This window comes from Acetobacterium wieringae (assembly GCF_026646375.1).
GTDB lineage: Bacteria > Bacillota > Clostridia > Eubacteriales > Eubacteriaceae > Acetobacterium > Acetobacterium wieringae_A.
Genome location: NZ_JAIPPU010000007.1, coordinates 65,694 through 86,833, shown reverse-complemented (window position 1 = coordinate 86,833; position 21,140 = coordinate 65,694). Strand labels below are relative to the sequence as shown.

Sequence of the window (21,140 nt, the reverse complement as noted above, 5' to 3'; positions counted from 1 at the left end):
TTTTCTCCTTGTTAAATATTTTTTTATGGTTTGAACCCTTTTAATCGGAGGGCGTTGGTGAGTACCGAAACCGAACTCAGGGACATGGCCGCCGCTGCAAAAATGGGGTTCAGCAATGGTCCGCCAAACAAATAGAGCAGTCCGGCGGCAATGGGGATTCCGGCAACGTTATAACCAAATGCCCAAACCAAATTTTGCTTGATGTTGCGAATGGTACTTTTGCTGAGTTTAATGGCGGTGGGTACATCCATCAGATCACTTCGCATCAGCACAATGTCGGCGGATTCCATGGCAACATCGGTACCGGAGCCAATGGCAATGCCAATGTCTGCCTGTGCCAAAGCCGGTGCATCGTTGATGCCATCTCCAACCATGGCCACTTTTCGGCCTTCGGCCTGGAGTTTTTTTACTTCATTTGATTTATCCTGGGGCAAAACTTCGGCCAGGACTCGATCGATGCCAACCTGTTTGGCGATGGCTTCAGCGGTTTTTTTATTGTCGCCAGTGATCATCGCCACTTCGATCCCCATTTCATGAAGTTTGGCAATGGCTGCTTTACTACTTGCCTTTACTACATCTGCCACGGCAATAATCCCTGACAATTGGCCATTCATGGCAATGTACATGGGGGTTTTGCCTTCTTCTGCCAGCCGATCAGATTCTGCTTCCAGAGTGATCAAAGAAATACTGTTCTGATCCATCATTTTTCGATTGCCCAGCAGCAAACGGGAACCATCAACTTCTACTTCAATCCCATATCCTGGTATTGCTTTGAATGTATCAATTGTACGCATTTCCAGGCTTTCTTTTTCGGCGCCGCGGACAATCGCTTCACCCAGCGGATGTTCTGATCCTTTTTCCGCGGATGCTGCAATTTGAAGAAGCCAATCCCGCTCAATCCCATTTGTGGTGACAATGTCAGTTACCTCAGGCTTGCCTTCAGTAATGGTGCCGGTTTTGTCAAAAACAATGGTATCAATAAGATGGGTGGTTTCCAGGGCTTCGCCACCCTTAATTAAAATGCCATACTCAGCACCTTTTCCGGTACCCACCATGATCGCCGTAGGGGTTGCCAGACCAAGAGCACAAGGGCAGGCGATGACAAGAATCGAAATAAAGATGGTCATCGCAAAGACAAAGGTATGACCGGTAAAATACCAACCAGCGAAGGCCAGCACTGCGATCACAAAGACAATCGGAACAAAATAGCTGGATACAATATCGGCCAGCTGGGCGATCGGTGCCTTTGAACCCTGGGCATCTTCCACCAGCTTGATGATTTGAGCCAGGGCAGTATCGCCGCCAATTTTTGTCGCTCTAAATTTGACTACACCATTTTTGTTAATACTGGCAGCGTATACCGCATCCCCAGATTTTTTATCGATGGGCATACTTTCTCCGGTAAGCATCGATTCATCAATGGCGGTGTTTCCTTCAATGACGATCCCATCGACCGGAATTTTGCCCCCCGGTTTGACCAGGATCACGTCGTCAATTTCGACCTCATCAATGGGTGTTTCAATTTCGACACCATCCCGGATGACAAGCGCCGTTTTAGGTGCCAGACCCATCAGTTTTTTTATCGCTTCGGACGTTTTCCCTTTGGATACCGCTTCCAGATATTTTCCTAACAGGATCAGGGTAATGATAACTCCGGCGGTTTCAAAGTACAAATCTTCAACGGCCCCGAAATTACCAATGCTGATCTGATAAACCGAATAGAGACTATAGAGAATCGCCGCCGAGGTTCCCATCGCAATCAATGAATCCATATTGGGACTGCGCTGGATGATGGCTTTGAAACCAACACTATAAAAACGGTGGCCAGCGATTATAATTGGAATCACCAGAATAATTTGCACGATGGCGTAGGTCAGCGGATATTGCATCGGCTCCAGAAAGCTGGGAATCGGTAGTCGTAGCCACCAGATCATCGCCCCCATGGCCAGATAAAGCAGCGGAATCCCGAAAGTTGCCGACACGATTAATTTAGTCTTGAGGGTTCGGATTTCTTTTTCCTTCCTCAGTTTGTCTTCATCAATGGCCGTTTTTTTCTCAATTTCCAGCGCCTGATACCCGGCTTTTTCAATGGCCTGGCGAATGGTAGAAAGTTTAATCTGCTGGGTATCGTAGTGAACGGTGGCTTTTTCCGTTGCCAGATTAACAGTAGCACTGGTGATTCCTTCAAGCTTCCCTAAAACCTTTTCGACCCGAGCCGAACAAGAGGCACAGGTCATCCCGCCAATCGGGATTGTCACTTCACTGATTGTACTGATTTCGACCGTACCGTATCCGGCTTTTTCAATGACTTCATTGATTTTTTGCCGGGAAGCCACGCCCTCATCATATTCTACCGACAGGCTTTCGGTGGCAAAATTCACTGATGCACTGGTTATCCCTGCCATCTTACTGACAACTTTTTCAACTCTGGCGGCACAGGCCGCACAGGTCATGCCTGTTATTTTGATTGTTTCTTTTTTCATAAAATTGCCTCCTTGACTTTCATATATGACTCTTTTTTATTGGTTAATATCATCAACAACGGTAATGGTACTTCCTACCATTCCCATCCAGCAGGAATAATTGATGGTACCGGCCTTGGTCGGTGTAAATTCGACGACATTTTCTCCGGTAATCAGTTTTTTTTCAACACCATAGCTTCGGATCAGCATTTTATTATTGCAGCTATTCAAATCGCCGTCGTTGGCTGTGATGATCCATTTAACCGGTATCCCCGTTTGAACAACAATAGGTTTATAAATGCCCCGATCCAGGGTCGTTGCTACCGTTTGAACCCCATCACTCACTGTGGCTTTGGTTCCGGCACTCGATTTGGTAACGGAACTACTGACACTCTGCTGTTCTGTCGTTTTTTGAGACTCACTGCTTGATTGAGTTTGTGATGAATTGGAATTAACCGCTGTTTCGCCTGCGTTTCCTGAACTTCTGGTACAGCCAGAAAATATAACAATCCCCGTCAGGACGATGGCCAACACGATTCCCCATAAATAATATGATTTTTTCATTTAAATTCTCCTTTTTATACTACCCTTTTTTAGTCTTTACTACCTGTGCTTAATCGACAATTGTGATGGTGCTTTTAATCATCCCCATCCAACAACTATAGGGTACCCTACCTGTTTCAGTTGGCGTGAATTCAATGACATTGTCACCTGCCACTAACTTCTTTTCAATATTGTATTTGGGGATCAGCACTTGATTGTTGCAGCCATTAATGTCATTTTCATCCGCCTCGATGGTCCATTTGACGGGCACCCCCACTTGGACGATAATCGGTTCATAACGGTTCGGCGAAAGTTTGGTTGTAATGGTCTGAACCCCCTGGTCGATGGATGCTGTATTATTTTGCTGCACTTCATTCACCGCTGTCACACTACTGGTTAGGGAAGGAAGTGCCATACCCGATAAACTCACGCCATTGCTAAACATAAATACACCCAGTATTAAAACCAGTACGGCGCTGGCGGTCATCATTTTGCTGGTAAATTTTTTGCTGAGCAATGAGCTGATCGCTCCCAGTCCAAACATCAGCGGCACCGTTCCTAAACTAAATGCCAGCATCGATAAGGCACCCTGTACCGGATCACCGGTGGAAAGGGCGTAGAGCTGCATGGCCTGGAGTGGTCCGCAGGGCATTAAGCCGTTTAACAGTCCGACATAGAGCGGGCTGTTGCTTTTTTTCTGTTCATTGATCTTCCTGGCAAAAATCTTGGGCATTCTGGGATTAAACTTACGCAGCCAGGGAAAAAGATTCAGCATATTCAAGCCCATAATCACCATGAACACCCCTGCCATAACAGCGACAATTCCTTTAGCTGTACCGGAAAAGCTGACGACTGATCCCAATGCTCCGACGACCCCACCAATTATGGTATATGAGATTACCCGACCGGCATTATATAAAATACCGGGTCTGAGATTTGCCGTTTTCTTTTCACTTTTTATACTTACATTGGGAACACATTGAGATAGGTTGATCCCCCCACACATGGCAACGCAGTGAATGGAAGTGAGTAAACCGATTAATAATAGTGCGCCATAACCGACACCCTGTTTTGCCTCTGGAAATGAGTTAAAGATGTTAAAACCGCCAAAGTAATTGATAATCACAAATGCAGCAATAATGATGATGCCGATTCCTAAAACTTCATTAATTTTATTTTTCTTTTCAACGGTTTTGTTTTTTTGTTTTTCACCTGCTCGTTTTACATGATAATCCATGCTTTCAATCGTCTTTACAATGGTTGACAGCTTCACACGATCCGGGTCGTATGTTAAACTGACCCGTGAGCGTGTGTAACTAGCCGTGACATTCGTTACCCCATCAAGCTTTTTTAGTTTATTCTCGATTCGATTTTCACAATTAACACAGGTCATCCCGCTAACTGAAAATGTCTTTGTCATTGCTTTTTCTTCCATTGGTCATTCTCCTTGTCACTTCTGATCTGATCCTATCATAACAACAACTTTTGTAGATCTTATGGAGAAGCGAAACGTTAGTCAATGCGTTTAAACCCCACATTATGAATTAATTTTTAAATCAGCTTTCCTTCTTCAAAGCAGAAATATACCAGAGGCTCCTGGAAAAGCCGCCTTTAATGAAGTTTTTTAGATTACTACAATCTGGACATAAAAAAAGGCTCTCGATGTTATTAATCGAGAACCAATGATCAAAATTATTATTTTTACGGATACACCTCAATCAGCACATCCATAATGCCACCGCAGGCCATCCCCTCATCTTCGGCCACTTCCCCGGTCATATCAACATGCATGGTCAGAAAGCCGCCCTCTTCACGCAGCAGATCCCGGGCGGTGACGATCACTTCGCCTTCGCTGCAGCCGCCGCCAATGCTGCCAAGACTACGGCCATCGGGCCAGATAATCATTTTAGCTCCAGCCCCCCGGGGAACGGAACCTTTTTTTGAAATGACCGTCACAATCGCCCGTTTGTCAGAGTCATTTTCTGCTAGATTCTTAACCACTTCAAAATCAAAATCGGAATGATTGGTCTGATTGTTCCGATCCGCTTTTTCCGGTTGATGAGCCATTCGCTTCACCTGAATGATCTCAGCAATAATCGAAATGGCAATTTCTTCCGGGGTTACCGCCCCAATTCGTAGCCCGATCGGTGAATAAACCCGGGCGAGTTGTTCCTCCGTAAAACCGTCTTCCCGAAACTGAGCCATCAAGCCCTTAACCCGGCGTTTGGACCCGATCATCCCCAGATACTCGGGATTTTTGGCAATCGCCTGGCGTAGGCACACTGCATCATGGCGATGGCCGCGGGTGACCACAACGACGTAGTCGGTGTTTTTGACCTGCAGGCGGTCAAAACAGCTGTCAAAGCTTTCACACATTACCCGACTGGCTTCGGGAAAGCGTTGCGCATTGGCAAAAGACGGTCGATCATCGATAACGGTGACCTTAAAGCCGATATCCGCCCCATAACGGGCCAGCGGCTTGGCAATATGACCGCCTCCCAAAATAATCAGCCGCCCTTCCGAGTAAAAGGGTTCATATAAGACGAAAGCCCCCTCTTCGGTGGTATTAAATTTCGGCAGTCCCTGATCAATAACGGCTGTGATCGTTTTTCTGGTTTTTTCATCAAATTGTTCCGTTTGTAAATCGCCATTTCGCAAAACTGATTTTGTGATCGTTCGTTTCGTTGTTTCCGGATTTGTTACTCCCCGGGTGCACATAATCACCTGTTTTTCATTTTCCAATTCATTAAGTAGTTTTTGATACGGATTAACCACGTTCTTGTCCCTTTCTGAAACGATCGTCTACCCAGATCTCCCGGGGTCGATGACCGATTTCAAGTTGAATTTCATATTTGCTGATTTTGCTGTAAAGAGTATTTCTTTGGATGCCCAGGGCGGCAGCCGTCTGGCTGATATTGCCCTTATAAAGTTTTAAGACCCGTTTAATATGCTCTTTTTCCATATAGGATAAGTCGAGCTGTGCCGGATCAAGATCTTCGAGTCGCTCTTCCCGCAATTCAATTGGCAAATTTCCAGTAATTGCCATAAATTGGGCCATCGGGCTGGGTTGCTCACTATTTTCCGAAAAATACTTATAGGGAAATGCTTCAGTGTTAATAATCAGTTCCACCACATTTTCCAGTTCCCGCACATTCCCCGGCCAACTGTAACTTTCCAGTAATCGCATGTTGTCCTCAGTAATTTCAAATTCCTGCTTTTCATATTTCGCTGACAGATTTTTCATGAAATATTGAAACAAAATGGCAATATCGTGGGTGCGATCGCGAAGTGGTGGCAGATACAGAGGCAGGACATTGAGACGGTAAAACAGATCCTTACGGAAACGACCCAGCTCAACTTCTTTTTTGAGATCCTTATTGGTTGCAGCGATAATGCGCACATCAATGGGAATCGAGCGCTGGCTGCCAATCCGGGTAATGACGTTTTCCTGTAATACCCGCAACAATCGGGTCTGCATATCAAGCGGCATCTCGCCAATTTCGTCAAGCATGATTGTGCCATTATTGGCCTGTTCAAACTTACCGATGTTGCCGCCTTTTTTGGCTCCGGTATAGGCCCCTTCCTCATAACCAAACAGCTCCGATTCAATCAATTGATTGGGAATTGCCCCACAATTTATGGCCACAAAAGGCTCATCAACCCGTTTGCTGAAATTATGAATGGCCTGGGCAAAGACTTCTTTTCCACAGCCGCTCTCCCCCAAAATCAGAACAGTCGAACGATTGTTGGCGATTTTTTTGGCATACTCAATGGTGCTGACAAAATGGCTGTCAGCACCCATAATTTTGTCAAAAGTGTAATAGGGCTGTTCGGATTTGACGATTTTTTTCGTTTGATCTTCTTTTAAAACAAAGACAATCTCAATACTGTCATCCTGAGGGTTATAAATCGGGCTGGCTGTCATCTGGCAATGAAAATGATTCCGCAGGGCTTTGATATTGATAATCCGGTTGACGTGTTTTTCCAGATGAATCGCTTCCTTGATGTTCTCCCACTCTTCAATGATTTCTGCAACATTGGTCGCCGACAATTGTTTATATTTATTGCCGAATAAATCCATCGCCCGCTGATTATATATTTTAATTCGACCATTCAGATCGGAGGTCAGGATCGCTACCGGCATCGAATTGAAAATCGTTTTGATATGCTTATTGGTCATATTCTGGAGGCGGTTATATTCTTTGACCCGGAGCATTTCTTCGATGGCGTTGGAAGCTGCAATGACCATTCCCAGGGTATGGGGATGAACCGAATCAGAGTAACCGGTCAGATCGAGGGCACCAATCAGATTGCCGTTGGGATCACGAATCGGTGCGCCTGAACAGGTCCAACGGTGATAGGCCTTGATAAAATGGTCTTTGCCTGACAATTGAACCGGTTCACCCGATTTTATAACCAACGACATGGCGTTGGTTCCAATGCACTCCTCATTCATATAGGCACCAGCTACCATTTTTAGTTCAAAGGCTTCGGTCAGAATTTTTTCGTCGCCGATGGCATTCAAAATACAGCCTTCTTTATCAGTCAGCAAGACAAAAAAATTATTTCCCCGGACAATACTCATCAGGTGCTCCATATAGGGTGAAGCAGTCAGAATCAAATCTCTGTTTTCTGAAAACTTTGTCTGTAGCTCCGAATGATCAATCATTTTTTTACTGAAAACCTGATCTTCGGTGATTCCATAATCAGCACAGCGTTCCTTTGATTGCTTGATAAGGTTTTGGTAGATATTTTTATTCATGGTTAATTGTCTCTTTTCATTGATTTTGGCAAATCCATTTTCCACTTTTCTGATTATAGCATAGTTCAAAGCTACCAGCATAGGGAATCTTCCATTTAAATACTTCCTTAATCGTTAATCCAAACAGGTTTGCCAGAATCACCCGGATAACTCCAGCGTGAGTGAGGATCACGATCGACTTTCCATCATTTTCTTTTACCATTTCAGCAAACACCGGTATCACCCGTTTTTTTAATTCTGCAAAACTTTCACCTGCCGGCGTTGCAAAAACATCTAACTCTCTACCCCGTTGTTCATAGCTCTCCGGGTAACGCTCTTTAACCTCTGCGAACGTCTTTCCGTCCCACTCGCCCATATTGATCTCTTTTAAGGCGTCGATTTTAAACTGAGGGATCGGGCGTTCGCCCAAGAGAATGTCCAAGGTTCCGATACAACGGCAAAGCGGGCTGGTATAGGCACCATCCAGGGAAATTTGTTTAAACTGTTCCTGCAGTGTTTGCGCCTGCTTTACCCCTTTCGGCGATAGAGGTAGATCCAATTGTCCAATATAGGCTTTTTCATTATTTAATTCAATCTGACCATGCCGAACTAAATATATCCGGGTTTCCATTTTGCAACCCTTTCTTTATATCTTCATCAATTTGCGTGTTATCACGGGTAATTTTTTGTTGTTTATTTTATCCGTTCTTCCTTTGAATTTTCTGCAAAATAATCTCGGCATTGCGATAGCGCCGGGTTATTTTTTCAAGCGCCTGCGGATTATCACGATAAGTCTGCAATACCAAGTTTTTTCGTGTCGTCAAATCGATCAACTGGTCATTTTTAACCAATTTATCGGCCAGATAAAGGATTTCACTTTCTGTAATGGCGGTGTCCGCTTCGACTAAAATATCCATATGAACGGCAATGATTGCCCCCACCTGGGGGTACCCCATCGCCTTTAAGATCTCGCCGCCTTTTTCTGCATGTTTTTTTTCGGTTTTGGCAAGATCATGAAGCAGGGCGGCAGCCTGAATTAACGGTCGATTAAGGGTTTCCCCCGTTTTAATTAATTGATCAACCAGACCGCTCGCCGTCTGTTTGACTTTTTGACAATGTCTACGAATATTCTCAGGCAATTGATACTTCTCCCATATGGCATAGCATTCGCATAAATTAGGGGCTTCCAAGGCATCGTAGGTTAATAATGCCTCATAATCCGCCCGGGTATCCATATCCATTAAAATCGCTTCGTCGATCAGAGGTAGTTCCGCCGCATCGATTTCATATAAGGCCAACAGTCGCTTCAACCCACCACCTTGTTTATTATCCAGAATCGCTCTTCGGTACTTTGTATCAATCAGTGGCGGATGTCCCCGTTCGCCTAAAAAGCTGGGGTAGATAATGCCTTTACCGAGCTGCGGTGGTGCTGCCATCAGTTCTTTTATGGTTTCCCGCTTGACCAGCGGGATGTCTACCGGATGAATAAAAAAGGCCTCAATTTCGTCGTTCAAGTGAGTAACACCAGTAACAATGGAAGTATACATCCCATCAGCAAAGTTCTTATTGACCACGACATCCACTGGCTGATTGTCAAAATAGGGGCGGATTTGATCTGCCCGATGGCCCAAAACCAGAATGATCTGATCGGCACCGGCCTGCTGGTAGAGGGCAACCACCCGTTCCACCGCTGTTTGCCGGCCGAATTTCAGAAGCGGCTTAAATCCGGCCATCCGTGAGGAATAACCGGCCGCAATAATAATAACGCCATACTTTTTCAATTTGGGTGCCGCCTGACTTGAATCATTTCCGCCACAATACTGACGGCGATCTCCTCCGGGGTATCGGCATAAATGTTCAGACCAATGGGATTGTGGACCCGCTCCAGATCGCTATATGAAAAACCCATCTCGAGCAGCCCCTGATAGATATGATTGCGTTTGTTTTTACTGCCGAGCATCCCAATATATTTCGCCTCGGTTTGCAACATCTGGGCCAACACATCTTTATCATCCGAATTGCCTCTGGTCACAATCACCACATAGGAATATTCGTTGATGCTAATGTGATTTTCAAGATTTTCAAAACCCGGTATCACAAGCACCTCATCAACCGTGTTAAACCGCTGACGATTGGCAAATTCTTCCCGGTCATCAAGCACAGTGACATAAAAACCTACAACCTTACATAATTCGGCCAGAACCTTGCCAATGTGACCGCCGCCAATAACACAGACATTCTCATGGTTGAAATAAGGTTCGACATAGAAACCTGCTGCTTGTAAAAAAGCCTGCTGATATTTCAATTGATAAAAATTCAGGCGAATCTCTTTAACAATGTTGTGAACTTCGTCACTTTCGGATCCCCAAAAACCAGTTTCAGTGCAGACCCATTTTTCCAGTCGATCATTAATAAAGCTTGTCTGTGGTATTTTGATAATCGTCACAAAGTCTGTCTTGGTATCGATCAATTTGATCATTTCATCGTAAAATACCTGCGTTTGCGGATCCCACCAATCAATGTACTCCAGGAGAATTTTTAAATCACCTCCACAAACCAGTCCCAGAGAAGCTTCATCCCGGCTGTTTAACTGGAAGGTTTCAATCTGATAATAGTTGTCCTTTAGAACCCTGGCGGCAGCTCGAATCACCAGTGCTTCCACAAGACCACCGCCAATTGACCCTTCAATTGACAAATCCTCTCTGATCATCATTTTTGTGCCTTCATTGCAAGGTGCCGATCCTGATTTTTCGAGAATAGTCGCCAGCACAAAATTCTCTTTCTGGTGTTTTGCTTCTTTTATTTGCCTGATTAGACTATTCACAGCTGATCTCCTTTCGCCAGTCCCTAATTTTTCGCTTGACCATGCTGTTCACCAGTTGATCCGGTTTTTGCAGCGGACTTCTTTTGACTTCAATTTGCATCACTTCACCATGGTTTTTTAAAAAATGCGTTTCAATGCACCTTTGCAGTTGCGCTTCTTTAGCTTTGGAGGTTTCGTATTGATAAAGCGAAACCTCAATCAGAAGGGTTTGATCGTCTTTAATGGTGACCTGATAATCAATCAGATCTTCATCGGCCAACAGTATTTCCTCGAGCTCTTTGAGATCAAAAGTGACATCGCCGTTTATTTGGATCCGATTCTTCAGCCGTCCGTCAACCTTTTTCATGATTCTTAAAAAGCTGCCACATTGACAGGCGTCGACTGAAAACGCCCCAAGGTCGCCCGTGCGATAGCGAATCAATGGCATCGCTTGGCGATTAAAGGTTGTAAAAACAATCTCCCCTGTAATGCCATCGGCTACCTTTTTACCTGAGCGCGGATCGACAATTTCAAAATATAAATCGCCTTCCCGGAGATGATAGCCGTTAAGCGCCTGGCACTCAACCCCACCGCCGTAGCCCATTTCAGTCATCCCATAATGGTTAAAAACCTGGCAGCCAAACTTCTGGTTAAGCTCAAAAACCAGCGCCTGCGGGACATAGTCGGTACTGAGCAGAACTTTTTCGATGCGATTAAAGCTCGCCGCTTTGCTGCGACTGAGATATAAAACCTGAATCGGAATGCCGACAATGCAATTAATCTCATTTTCGATCATCGTTTTTTCGACCGCCTCCAGATCGTTGAGCAGACCATAAACAACACAGGGTGTTCCGGTACGATCAAGGGCTTTTTTCAACAAGTCTCCGATGGTGCCGTAGGCTTGTCCCGGCAGTAAAACCATTACCCGATCGGTGTTGTCGATTAACGAACATATCCCGTAATCAAAAAAATCCACCGTCTTCTGGAGATCAGCCTCTGTAAAAAAAATCCGCTTCTTCGGGCCACTGGTTCCCGAAGTATTCAAGGTAACAATCCGCGCAATTTGCGATTGGGGAACACATAAAAAATCAAAGGGGTTATTTTTGATGTCCTCGGCCGTTGTAAACGGGAGTCGCTCAAACTGATCCCAGGATTTGATTTTCCGGGGATCGATGCCTTCCAGCTGGTTTTGATAAAACCGGCTGTTATCCTTGGCATAACTAAGCGTTTCAACCAGTTTTTTTAGCTGATAGCTCTTGAGCGCATCCGGATTTGCTGGTGAAATGCCGGTTCGTTTGATGATCCAGTTTTCCAATGGTGTCTTTTTCATAAAATCCTCACTGTTGGCGATAGATGGCATGCCCGTTTTTATCGGTCAGGTTATACATACAAAAAGGGATCAGCTGGCCCTGCGGGTTAACAACATGAATGCAGCAGTCTTTAACCCGATTCAGATCCAGATTCCAGACATCCTGAAAGGCCATCGCAGATAGGCTAAACGAATGGCGGTTAATCTGATCAAGGATCGCATCCCAGCCATCTTTTGCTGGTACTGCGGCGCTTTTAATGCCATCGTCTTGTGGTTCTGGCCCGACGCCAGACCACTTCCTAAGCACATGGGCTTTTGCCTTACGGGCACCTTCTTCGGCTGTTTCTACCCCACAGCATTTTGAAATACCAACCTGGGCGATCAGCTCCCCGTTTTCCGAAACTGTATAATTTCCATGAAACGAACACCGGGCATTTTCACAACCGGGCGGACTGAAACTGTCTTTGCGGATCCGTCGCTGGGTTTGGTCTTCGATTTTATCGATCAAATCGCCTAAAGTCAATCTTTTCTGTTCATCCGGCAGGTTTGGAATCCGACCAAAATAACTGACGGGCTGCATATGCACCCCTTTAACCGTTGGCGCCCATTCCAGTCCAAAATTGATAATGTTCCCGAGATCGGAATCGTTGACGTCACTAACCAGGGTCGGCACCAAAACGACTCCAATATTATATCGCTGACAATTTTTTATTGCCTTGATCTTGGTTTCTAATAATGGTTTGCCTCTGAGGTCTTTATAAATCTCATCTTTGGTGCCATCAAATTGCAGAAACACCGAATTGAGTCCGGCCTTTTTTAAGGCACTGACATACGCTTCATCCTCGCCCATGCGGATGCCATTGGTATTGATTTGAATAAAGGAAAAGCCGAGCTCATGCCCAATTCTGATAAGCTCTGGCAGATCATCTCTTAAAGTGGGCTCGCCGCCGGAGAGCTGAATATTGCAGTTGCCCGAGGTGTCCATCGCACTCTGATACATCCGTCTGATCGTTTCAAGATCAAGATCCGCCTCGGCATTGCCATTGGCATCGGCAAAACAAAAGGAACAATTGAGATTACAGCGCTGCGTCACCTCAATCAGCGCCGTGCAGGTATGCTGGCGATGCTCGGCACAAAGGCCGCAATCGAAGGGACAGCCTTTTTCGACCGCCGTATTCGTTTTTTTGATGGTGGCCGGTATTTTATTGCGTACCCATTTTGTCATTGGGATACTCCCCCGCCACAGCAGCGCTTTAAAACGACCATGTTCGGGACAAGATTTTTCCATCCAAGCTTCTTCTTTTTTTTCCCAAATAATTGCCTTAATTCTTTTCAGGCAAACCGGGCAAAGGCTTTGGGTCGTCGAAATGATTCGCTTCATTTTTTTCTACATCTCTCGATTTCCAAAAGTGTAGCCATTCTCCTGAAGTATCTCGACCACCTTTTCAAAGCTTTCCAGAAGTGTATCACCACACTTCACCGGATACGTTTGGTTGTTTTCATCGGTAAATCGAAAAACGCCAATCAGATCGAGACACTCGGTACTTTCAAAGTGCTCTTCAAACCAGTCCATATAAGTTTTAACCATCGTACCAAAATTATCCTTCGTATATTCCCGGGCTTTTCCCTTGCCCGCATACAGGCCAAGAACACCAATACCACCGGTTAAAACCCCACAGGTTTTCTGATTGCCGCCAATACCATTACACAAACCATTCATCACCCGGATCAGGTCGTCATTTTCGATCTCTTCCATATCCAGCGCCAGCTTCATCATAATCTGACTGCAACAATAACCTTCCGTTCCCAGTCGATACAGTTCAAATTTCAGTTCATCCATCTTTTATTCCACCTTTCTTGCGATCATCATAAAGTAGCCCGGTTTGCACATTTTTAAGGTGTCCTGGAAGCCAGCCGCACAGGTACCTCCGGTTTTTAACCAGAATGCCTGCATCGAACCGAATTCAAAGATCGTTTTGACCAGCAGCTGCCTGAGCAATTCACTGTGATCTTCCAGCAAGACAATTTCAAAACCGGCGTCAGTGACAACCGTCTGCAATTGGTTTAAATCGTATAATCCCCGCATACAGCTCGTAAACTGATGGGTTTTGATCCCTTCAAGCGCTTCCGGATTTCTGGCATAGACATCGGTAATAAAAAACATTCCCCGGGTTTTCATCACCCGATAGACCTCCTTCATTACTACCGGAAGATCGGTCATCAACGACAGCGTACATTCGGATAACACCCCCTGGAAGCTCTCGTCCTTACAGGGAATCGCTTCACCGCTACCAAAAAGAAACTCTTTATTCGGATTGTTTTTTTTGGCTGTCGCCAGCAGCTTTTGGGAAGGATCAAGTCCCACCACTGTCAGCCCATATTTCCTTGCCAGATAACCGACAGTAGCACCCGCTCCACAGCCAAGATCCAGCAATGAATCGGCAGCACTCCAGTGACAACCAGTTACGCCCCGATCGGTTAAAGAAAAACCTCCCGGTCGTAGCGTTCCTCCCAAAAGTGCTGACATTTCTGTACTTTCATAGGCACAATTCCCCGACAATTATTTGTCCTCCAGTCCTTCTTCCACTTCCTTCATTTTACCCAGCGCCAACGTTTCATCAATAAACACCTGGTTGCAACTAGGGCATTTCATCAGATCCACTTCAAAGTTCCCTTCCATATACTTAACTTTGACTTTGGCTAACTCCAATTCGCGCTGGCATTTATCACAGTACCACTTAGTTTGATCAGTGCTTTCGTGTTTCATCTTATTCCTCCACTATTTCCATGCGATGACTGTAGACGCTTTTTAAAATAAAGGCATTTTCTTCTTTTTCGTATTTCACCCAAAAGGTGACGTTATCACGCCGCAGTCTAGCCAGATATTCTCCAGTTTCGGGATTGCAGAAGCGTTCGTTATTTTCTTCGGCATTTTGCAGCACCGCTTGAATGTCCTCCATCAGTATATACCGGTCTTCGATTTTCTGCTTAACATCATCGGGGATAATCAGTTTAAATTGATCTTCTCTCATGGTTTCCTCGGGTTCCTCTCGCCAGATTTCTTTTAATAAAATTTGCTTAACCCGACTTCGGTTGTGATGGCGTTCTGACAGGGTTGGCATCTTGCGGGTAGCCGCTTCACCATCATCTTTGGGATAAAGCAGATCCAGCAAATGGTAGGTGCGTTTGCCCCCAGACACAAACAAATCCTTACACATCGCACAATAAACCAGCAGATCATTCTCGCTCTCGCCGATACGTTCATTCACAAAAGCGTTGGACTGATCCCGGTTGGCATAATAAACCAGTCCACCGTAACCGCAGCATTTTGTTCGATCTTTCGTATATTCCAGTTCCTCAATACCATAACCGAGTTTGGCAACAATTTTTCGGACACTCTCATGGAGGTCACTGTTTTCCCGGGTTCCACAGGCATCATGAATACTGAGTGTCTGGGGTGTTTTTATGTGATCCTTATTGGGCAGACCCTTTTCGACATAAATATCCCAGAGTGACGCAATGGCAATCTCCGGCAGGTATTTCTTAAAAATCCGGATACAGCTGGAGCAAGCCAGAATAAAGGTAGGGCGTTCCATTTCTTCCCATACTTTTTTAATCGCTTCAACATTCTCGTTCATTAAGGCCTGTTGCCCAGCCCAATCAGCCGGTGCACCGCAGCAGCCAAGATAGATTCCCACATCTCCTTTGATATGGCCAACAAGGTACTCATAGATACTTTTGATGTCATCGGGATAAGACGCCGGTAGCTGACAACCAGGATAAAAAAGATATTCAGTTTTGCCGGTACCTTTATATAATCCTTTGACATAATCAGAAAAAGAAATCAGCGGATAATAGAACAGATCTTTGGATTCCTCTTTACTGGGCTGTTTGCGCACCAGTGAAAATCGGGAGCTGTTGGAAAAGGCCATGTCTTTTAATGCGAAGTCATGAGCGGAGGCCGGCATCTTACCCCGTTCAACCATACTTTCACGGGTCTCGTGAATAATGTCGTTCATGCTGATATCCAAAAAGCATTCTTCCTTACAAAGACCGCATTCGGCGCAGGAATTAATCATTTTATTGGCGTAATGGGTTCCTAAAATAATTCGTTCACTGTGGTTGATCTGTCGGACATACGCATCCGGGGACATTTCGAAATTTCGCAGATGGACACAGCCTTCAATACATTTGCGGCACTGACACTTGACACAGCGGGCTGCCTCGGCACTTGCTTCTTCCGGATTATAAATCTCCCCGGATTTCTCAATTGGAGGTAATGCCACATGCTTGCTGATCTCAAAGTGGAGCGGCGTATCAAACACCCCTTCACGTTCCCGGGAATCAGTCAGTGAGACCTTTGACAGGTAGCGTTCAATCGAAATAGCCGCCCGTCTTCCCGAGCTGGCTGAAGCGATAATCGACTCTGTTTTTGTGACCAGCTGGCCACCAACAAACAAGGTTGATGCTTCCACCTGAAAAGTGCTCGAATTCCATTTAAGTGGCGATTCCCAAGTCGCCGTGCCCAGATAGACAGCATCATATTCAGTCAGCAGCGCTTCCAAACGAACCTCATCAATCGGTTTTTCCAGTTGAATGGCCATTTTTTTATCTTTAACGGTTTTTATTTCTTCCTGTAGCAACGCTTCGGTCAGTCCTTTGTCAACAAAATCCCACAGTCGTCCTCCTAAACGGTCACTTTTTTCATAGATCGTAATGGTATAACCCTTTTTATCAAGATCAACCGCCGCCGTCAGACCACTTAAGCCGCCACCGATGATGGCAACCTTGCCTTTATTCTTTGGTAACGGCCAGACTTTCTTCGGTTTGTAGGTGCCATATTCCAGCACTGCTTTTTCCAGTTCTGATATCCGGATCGAACCGCCAGCCTTATTCCGTTCGCAGACCGCTTCACAGGGATGATCACAGATCCGCCCAATGATTTTGTGAAACGGCATCTTCTTTTCCATCAGCTTGTAGGCATTCTGGAAATTACTTTTTTCCACTTCCGCTAGAAAATCGATAATTTCCAGATGAACCGGACACTGGGCGGTACAGGTAGGGGGCTCTTTATGAATACACCGATCCCCGGTTTCCAATAATTTATCTAAATTCATCGTTACTCTCCTAACTCTCATCATTAATACAAACAATAACCAAACAACTACACCACAACCAGTATTTGTTCTGATGTTTGTTTCTATAAAATAATTACTCTCTTTTTACAATAATTTGAAATATGACCCAAAACGTACTGTCCATTCGTTATTGCTCTGCCAATAGTCTTAAACAATTATATCATAGAAACAAACACCAGAGTTTGTTACCCCTTATCACTACCTGTCAATTTAAAATAGGAATTGAAAGCTTAGAAGCTTTCAATTCCTTGGGTAATCAGACTTGATTTGCTTATTTTAAGGCTTCTAAACCTTCAAGAACTTTTTCTGGATACGCTGGTAGATGTTTGATTCGTACGCCGCAGGCATTGAAGATCGCATTTGCAATTGAAGCATGGGGTGCCGATAATGGCATTTCGCCTGATCCAGCTGCTCCATATGGTCCTAATGGCCGTGGTGTTTCCTGATGAATCAAGACGATTTCATCGGGAACATCCTTCACTTGTGGAATTCCACATCCAGTTAAAGTGGTGTGTTTTTTCAGATCTTCGAAGTCTTCGCTTAAGGCCAGACCAATCCCCTGAGTTAAACCGCCCCATAACTGTCCTTCAAGAACGGTTTTATTAGTAATGGTTCCGCAGTCAGATACCAGAGTCAATTTGTCGACATGGGTTTTTCCAGTGGTGGTATCAACCGATACTTCAGATAAGAGAACACCATACATATAAACTGGGAATGGATTTCCCTGGCTGGTTTCCACTGATGGCGCCGTACAAGGGGCTGTCCAAACGCCTTCATAGCGCAATGGCAGGCCTTCGGCAACCATTTCATCATAGGTTCTATAAGTGCCATCGGCTTTTTTCATTGCTGCCAGCAGATTTTCACAACCGACTTTAATGGCGTTTCCAGTCATAACGTTGGAACGGCTACCGCCAGCTGGTCCACTGTTTGGTGTCAGTTTCATGTTATTCATCACCAGTTTGATTTGTTCGGGTTTAATACCTAAAGGTCGCAGTGTTTCATGGGCAAAGGTTAATGTTCCCATGTCAGCACCCTGACCATGGTCTTCCCATGAATCCCCTACAATCACGCCATCTTTGGTTAATTCAATCCACATTTCGGATGAATCAGGACCATCAAGACCACAACCGTAGATATTTAGTGAGATACCTACCCCATGTTTGACTGCTCCGCCTTCAGCATTTAAGGCTTCTGCCTTGGCTTTGGCAGCCTGATAAATTGGTCGGATGGTGTCAATTGCCTGTGGTAAAGCAATAACATCTGGTGGGCATCCTTGTGGGGTGGTGTCGCCTTCTCGGTAGACATTTTTATAACGGAGTTCCAGTGGATCTTCACCCATTTGATATGCCAGCATATCAATCAGAGTTTCCGAAGCAAATAAACTCTGTGGTGAGCCGTAGCCTCTGAACGCGGAACCCCAGGCATGGTTAGTGGCAACGGTTCGGCCTTCACCGCGGATGTTGGGGATATTGTAACCAGCGCCGATAAACTGAGAACCACGGGTGGTTACCAGATCGCCGAATTCACAGTATGGACCATGATCACAAGACCAGTCGGTTTCCATTGCTTTTAAGATACCATTTTCGTCGGCTCCCATTTTTACATTCATAAAGAAAGGTGAACGTTTCCCGGTGTAGGTGATCTGTTGGTACATGTTGAATTCCAGGTATACCGGTCGTTTGGTAACCATTGCCGCAACCCCCAATAAACCTTCAATGGTGGGGCTGAATTTATAACCAAATGTTCCCCCAGTTGGGTTCTGAACGATGAAGTATTTTGTTGGATCAACGCCAATGGCTTCAGCGGTCATTAACTGGTGGAAGTGGAGAGCGATACTCTTGGAATGAACCATCAGGTTATCTTCTTCATCAAAGTAGGCAAATCCGACGTCTGGCTCGAGTGGTAAATGGGGTTGACGGCCAACATAGAAGTCATCTTCAATGACATTTGGCAGTTTTTCCATGAGTGGTGCTGTTTCATCCCCCTTGACAATATTGGTAGTAAAGTAGATGTTTGGAGTACCCGGGTGAATTTCGATAGCATCATCCGCCATAGCTGCCGGCGCACTCATATAGGGCAGCAATTCTTCAATTTCGACCACTACTTTTGCTGCTGCTGCTTCGGCCTGCTCGGGGGTATCTGCCAATACCATGGCAATGGCATCGCCATACTGGAAGATTTTTTTGTCATTTAAGATTGGTCGTTCCAGACCGTCTCCTAAATTCTGCGGGAAGGCCAGACCGTTGATTCGGTTGGTACCAGGCACATCTTTAGCGGTAATAACTTTAAAGACACCTTCCATTTTTTCGGCTTCAGATGTATCAACCGAAATCAGATTAGCATGAGAAACTTGAGCTTGAACCAGCTTAATGTGCAGGGTATTTTCAGGTAGTTTCAAGCCTAGATCAGCGCCAAAGTCCCAGGTACCGGTCACTTTTGCCAGTGCTGATGGACGCGCCATGGTTGACCCCATAATGGAAGCGCCTTCTTTTAATTGGAACCATAAATCTTCTTTGGTAATTTCACCACGCATCAATTTAGCGGCATCCATTACCGCATTAATGATGGGGATATAGCCAGTACAACGACAAACATTTCGATGTTTCTGGAACCAGGCTCTGACTTCTTCTCGCGTAGGGCTGGCGTTTTCTTCCAACAATGCTTTGGCTGACACGATAAAACCTGGAGAGCAGAAACCACATTGGGCAGCCCCATTGACCATCCATGCCAATTGCAACGGATGCAGGTTATCATGAGTGCCAACGCCTTCAATGGTGATGATTTCCGACTCATCGTCAACCCGTTTCATTTTGGTTACACAGGATCGCACCACCTTGCCATTTAAAATAACAGAACAGGCGCCACACTCTGCTTTACCGCAGCCTACCTTGGTTCCAGTTAAGCCCTGCTGTTTTCTGATTAAATTGGCCAGGGTTGTTTCCGGATCAACAATAACCGTCCTTTGAATCCCGTTAATGAACAATGTCTTTTTTTCCACGTGAAATCCTCCTTAAATTTAAAAAACTGAACCTATATATGGATGCTAAAAATCAGCCCTTACCAAATCCGCAATTGGGATAATGACAGTCCGTACATGTGGAGCATAATCCGCCATGCCCTAATTTTGATATGTCTTTGGGGGTTAATCTTTCGCCTACCATCAACTTTGGTACCACCAAATCAAAAACCGTTCGGTGGCTGTACATAATACATCCGGGTAATCCCAGGACTGGAATGTCGCCCAGATATGAAAGCAAGAACATCGCACCCGGTAAGGTCGGGGCTCCATAGGAGACAAATTCGGCTCCGGTTTTTCTGATCCCATCCGGGGTAACGTCATCAGGATCCACCGACATGCCGCCGGTTACCGTAACAATATCGGCTCCTTCGGCAATTAATCCGAGAATACTTTGGGCAATCATGTCCGAGTCATCCCGGGAAAAAACCTGCTTAAATACCTCAGAATCAAGTTCGGCAAATTTTTCTCTGATCACATCACCAAACTTGTCTTCGATCCGACCATAAAAAATCTCATTGCCAGTGGTAACAACCCCAACTTTGAATTTTTTAAGTGGCAATACTTCGACAATCGGCCTGCTTTTTGCACACAATTCTTCCATCTTGACCAACTTCTCATTTTCGATGGAAAGCGGGATGATTCGAGTCGATCCGACCAGAGTTCCTTTGGTTACCATGGTATCGGTATGCAGAGTGGCCATCATCATTTCACCCAATTCGTTGATCTCCTGTAATGTTTCCACATTAATTTTTAGTAGTCCCGATTGCGTAGCAGTCATCGTCACTTTTCCTTCGGATGCACCGACAAATTCAACGCCAATTCCAGCTGCCGCTTTCCCTAATCGCAATGCCGCATCATCTTCGTGGATAGTGCCATCATTGAATTCGATAATAGCAATGTGTTCTTTTCCCATGTTCAACAATCGGGGAATGTCCTCTTCCTGTACAATATGCCCCTTCTTAAATGCTGCTCCTTTAAACTCGCCAGGGATAATCTGGGTCATATCATGTGCCAGGAACATACCCACTGATTCACGAACAGGTACTACCTTCATATTGTTTCCTCCATTAGCTTGATCTGTATCATTTTCACTGTGTTACTTATGATGGTTATTATAAAGCAATA

The 21,140-nt window shown here is 45.1% G+C and carries 16 protein-coding genes; all 16 read right to left on the bottom strand.

All coding sequences use genetic code 11. From position 1 onward, the window contains the following. Window positions 1-23: 23 nt before the first annotated feature. On the bottom strand, window positions 24-2,483 hold the full coding sequence (locus Q7P33_RS08150; protein ID WP_303869150.1) for a heavy metal translocating P-type ATPase: 2,460 nt from the start codon (window positions 2,481-2,483) through the stop codon (window positions 24-26). A 36-nt stretch (window positions 2,484-2,519) separates the two neighbouring features. Next, window positions 2,520-3,026, bottom strand: coding sequence for a hypothetical protein (locus Q7P33_RS08145; protein WP_303869149.1), 507 nt, complete (start codon window positions 3,024-3,026; stop codon window positions 2,520-2,522). Window positions 3,027-3,075: 49 nt separating this feature from the next. Continuing rightward, the gene (locus tag Q7P33_RS08140) at window positions 3,076-4,440 is read right to left on the bottom strand and encodes a sulfite exporter TauE/SafE family protein (protein WP_303869148.1); all 1,365 of its coding nucleotides are present in this window, start codon (window positions 4,438-4,440) and stop codon (window positions 3,076-3,078) included. A gap of 266 nt (window positions 4,441-4,706) precedes the next feature. Next, window positions 4,707-5,747, bottom strand: coding sequence for an XdhC/CoxI family protein (locus Q7P33_RS08135; protein WP_303869147.1), 1,041 nt, complete (start codon window positions 5,745-5,747; stop codon window positions 4,707-4,709). Window positions 5,748-5,772: 25 nt separating this feature from the next. Beyond that, complete coding sequence (locus tag Q7P33_RS08130) at window positions 5,773-7,767, bottom strand: sigma-54-dependent Fis family transcriptional regulator (protein WP_303869266.1); 1,995 nt, start codon at window positions 7,765-7,767, stop codon at window positions 5,773-5,775. Window positions 7,768-7,783: 16 nt separating this feature from the next. Further along, window positions 7,784-8,377, bottom strand: coding sequence for a histidine phosphatase family protein (locus tag Q7P33_RS08125; protein ID WP_303869145.1), 594 nt, complete (start codon window positions 8,375-8,377; stop codon window positions 7,784-7,786). A gap of 67 nt (window positions 8,378-8,444) precedes the next feature. Next, entirely contained in the window at window positions 8,445-9,527 is a 1,083-nt protein-coding gene (locus Q7P33_RS08120; RefSeq protein ID WP_303869143.1) for a DVU_1551 family NTP transferase, read from the bottom strand. Further along, complete coding sequence (locus Q7P33_RS08115; protein WP_303869142.1) at window positions 9,524-10,570, bottom strand: XdhC family aldehyde oxidoreductase maturation factor; 1,047 nt, start codon at window positions 10,568-10,570, stop codon at window positions 9,524-9,526. Before Q7P33_RS08115 ends, Q7P33_RS08120 begins: the two co-directional genes overlap by 4 nt. Then, window positions 10,563-11,879 carry a DVU_1553 family AMP-dependent CoA ligase gene (locus Q7P33_RS08110; RefSeq protein WP_303869141.1) on the bottom strand — a complete coding sequence of 439 codons (1,317 nt, stop codon included), beginning with the start codon at window positions 11,877-11,879 and terminating at the stop codon, window positions 10,563-10,565. Before Q7P33_RS08110 ends, Q7P33_RS08115 begins: the two co-directional genes overlap by 8 nt. A gap of 7 nt (window positions 11,880-11,886) precedes the next feature. Beyond that, on the bottom strand, window positions 11,887-13,239 hold the full coding sequence (trsS, locus tag Q7P33_RS08105; protein ID WP_303869139.1) for a radical SAM (seleno)protein TrsS: 1,353 nt from the start codon (window positions 13,237-13,239) through the stop codon (window positions 11,887-11,889). Between the two features lie 6 nt (window positions 13,240-13,245). Beyond that, on the bottom strand, window positions 13,246-13,698 hold the full coding sequence (locus Q7P33_RS08100) for a DVU_1555 family C-GCAxxG-C-C protein (protein WP_303869137.1): 453 nt from the start codon (window positions 13,696-13,698) through the stop codon (window positions 13,246-13,248). 3 nt (window positions 13,699-13,701) lie between these two features. Further along, complete coding sequence (gene trsM, locus Q7P33_RS08095; protein ID WP_303869136.1) at window positions 13,702-14,418, bottom strand: DVU_1556 family methyltransferase; 717 nt, start codon at window positions 14,416-14,418, stop codon at window positions 13,702-13,704. After that, a complete protein-coding gene (locus Q7P33_RS08090) occupies window positions 14,419-14,625 on the bottom strand; it encodes a DVU_1557 family redox protein (RefSeq protein WP_303869135.1) in 207 nt (68 codons plus the stop codon). A 1-nt stretch (window position 14,626) separates the two neighbouring features. Then, entirely contained in the window at window positions 14,627-16,975 is a 2,349-nt protein-coding gene (locus Q7P33_RS08085; protein ID WP_303869133.1) for a pyridine nucleotide-disulfide oxidoreductase/dicluster-binding protein, read from the bottom strand. 292 nt (window positions 16,976-17,267) lie between these two features. Beyond that, a complete protein-coding gene (locus tag Q7P33_RS08080) occupies window positions 17,268-19,994 on the bottom strand; it encodes a molybdopterin-dependent aldehyde oxidoreductase (protein ID WP_303869132.1) in 2,727 nt (908 codons plus the stop codon). 52 nt (window positions 19,995-20,046) lie between these two features. Continuing rightward, window positions 20,047-21,069 carry a molybdopterin-binding protein gene (locus tag Q7P33_RS08075; RefSeq protein WP_303869131.1) on the bottom strand — a complete coding sequence of 341 codons (1,023 nt, stop codon included), beginning with the start codon at window positions 21,067-21,069 and terminating at the stop codon, window positions 20,047-20,049. Between the last annotated feature and the right edge of the window lie 71 nt (window positions 21,070-21,140).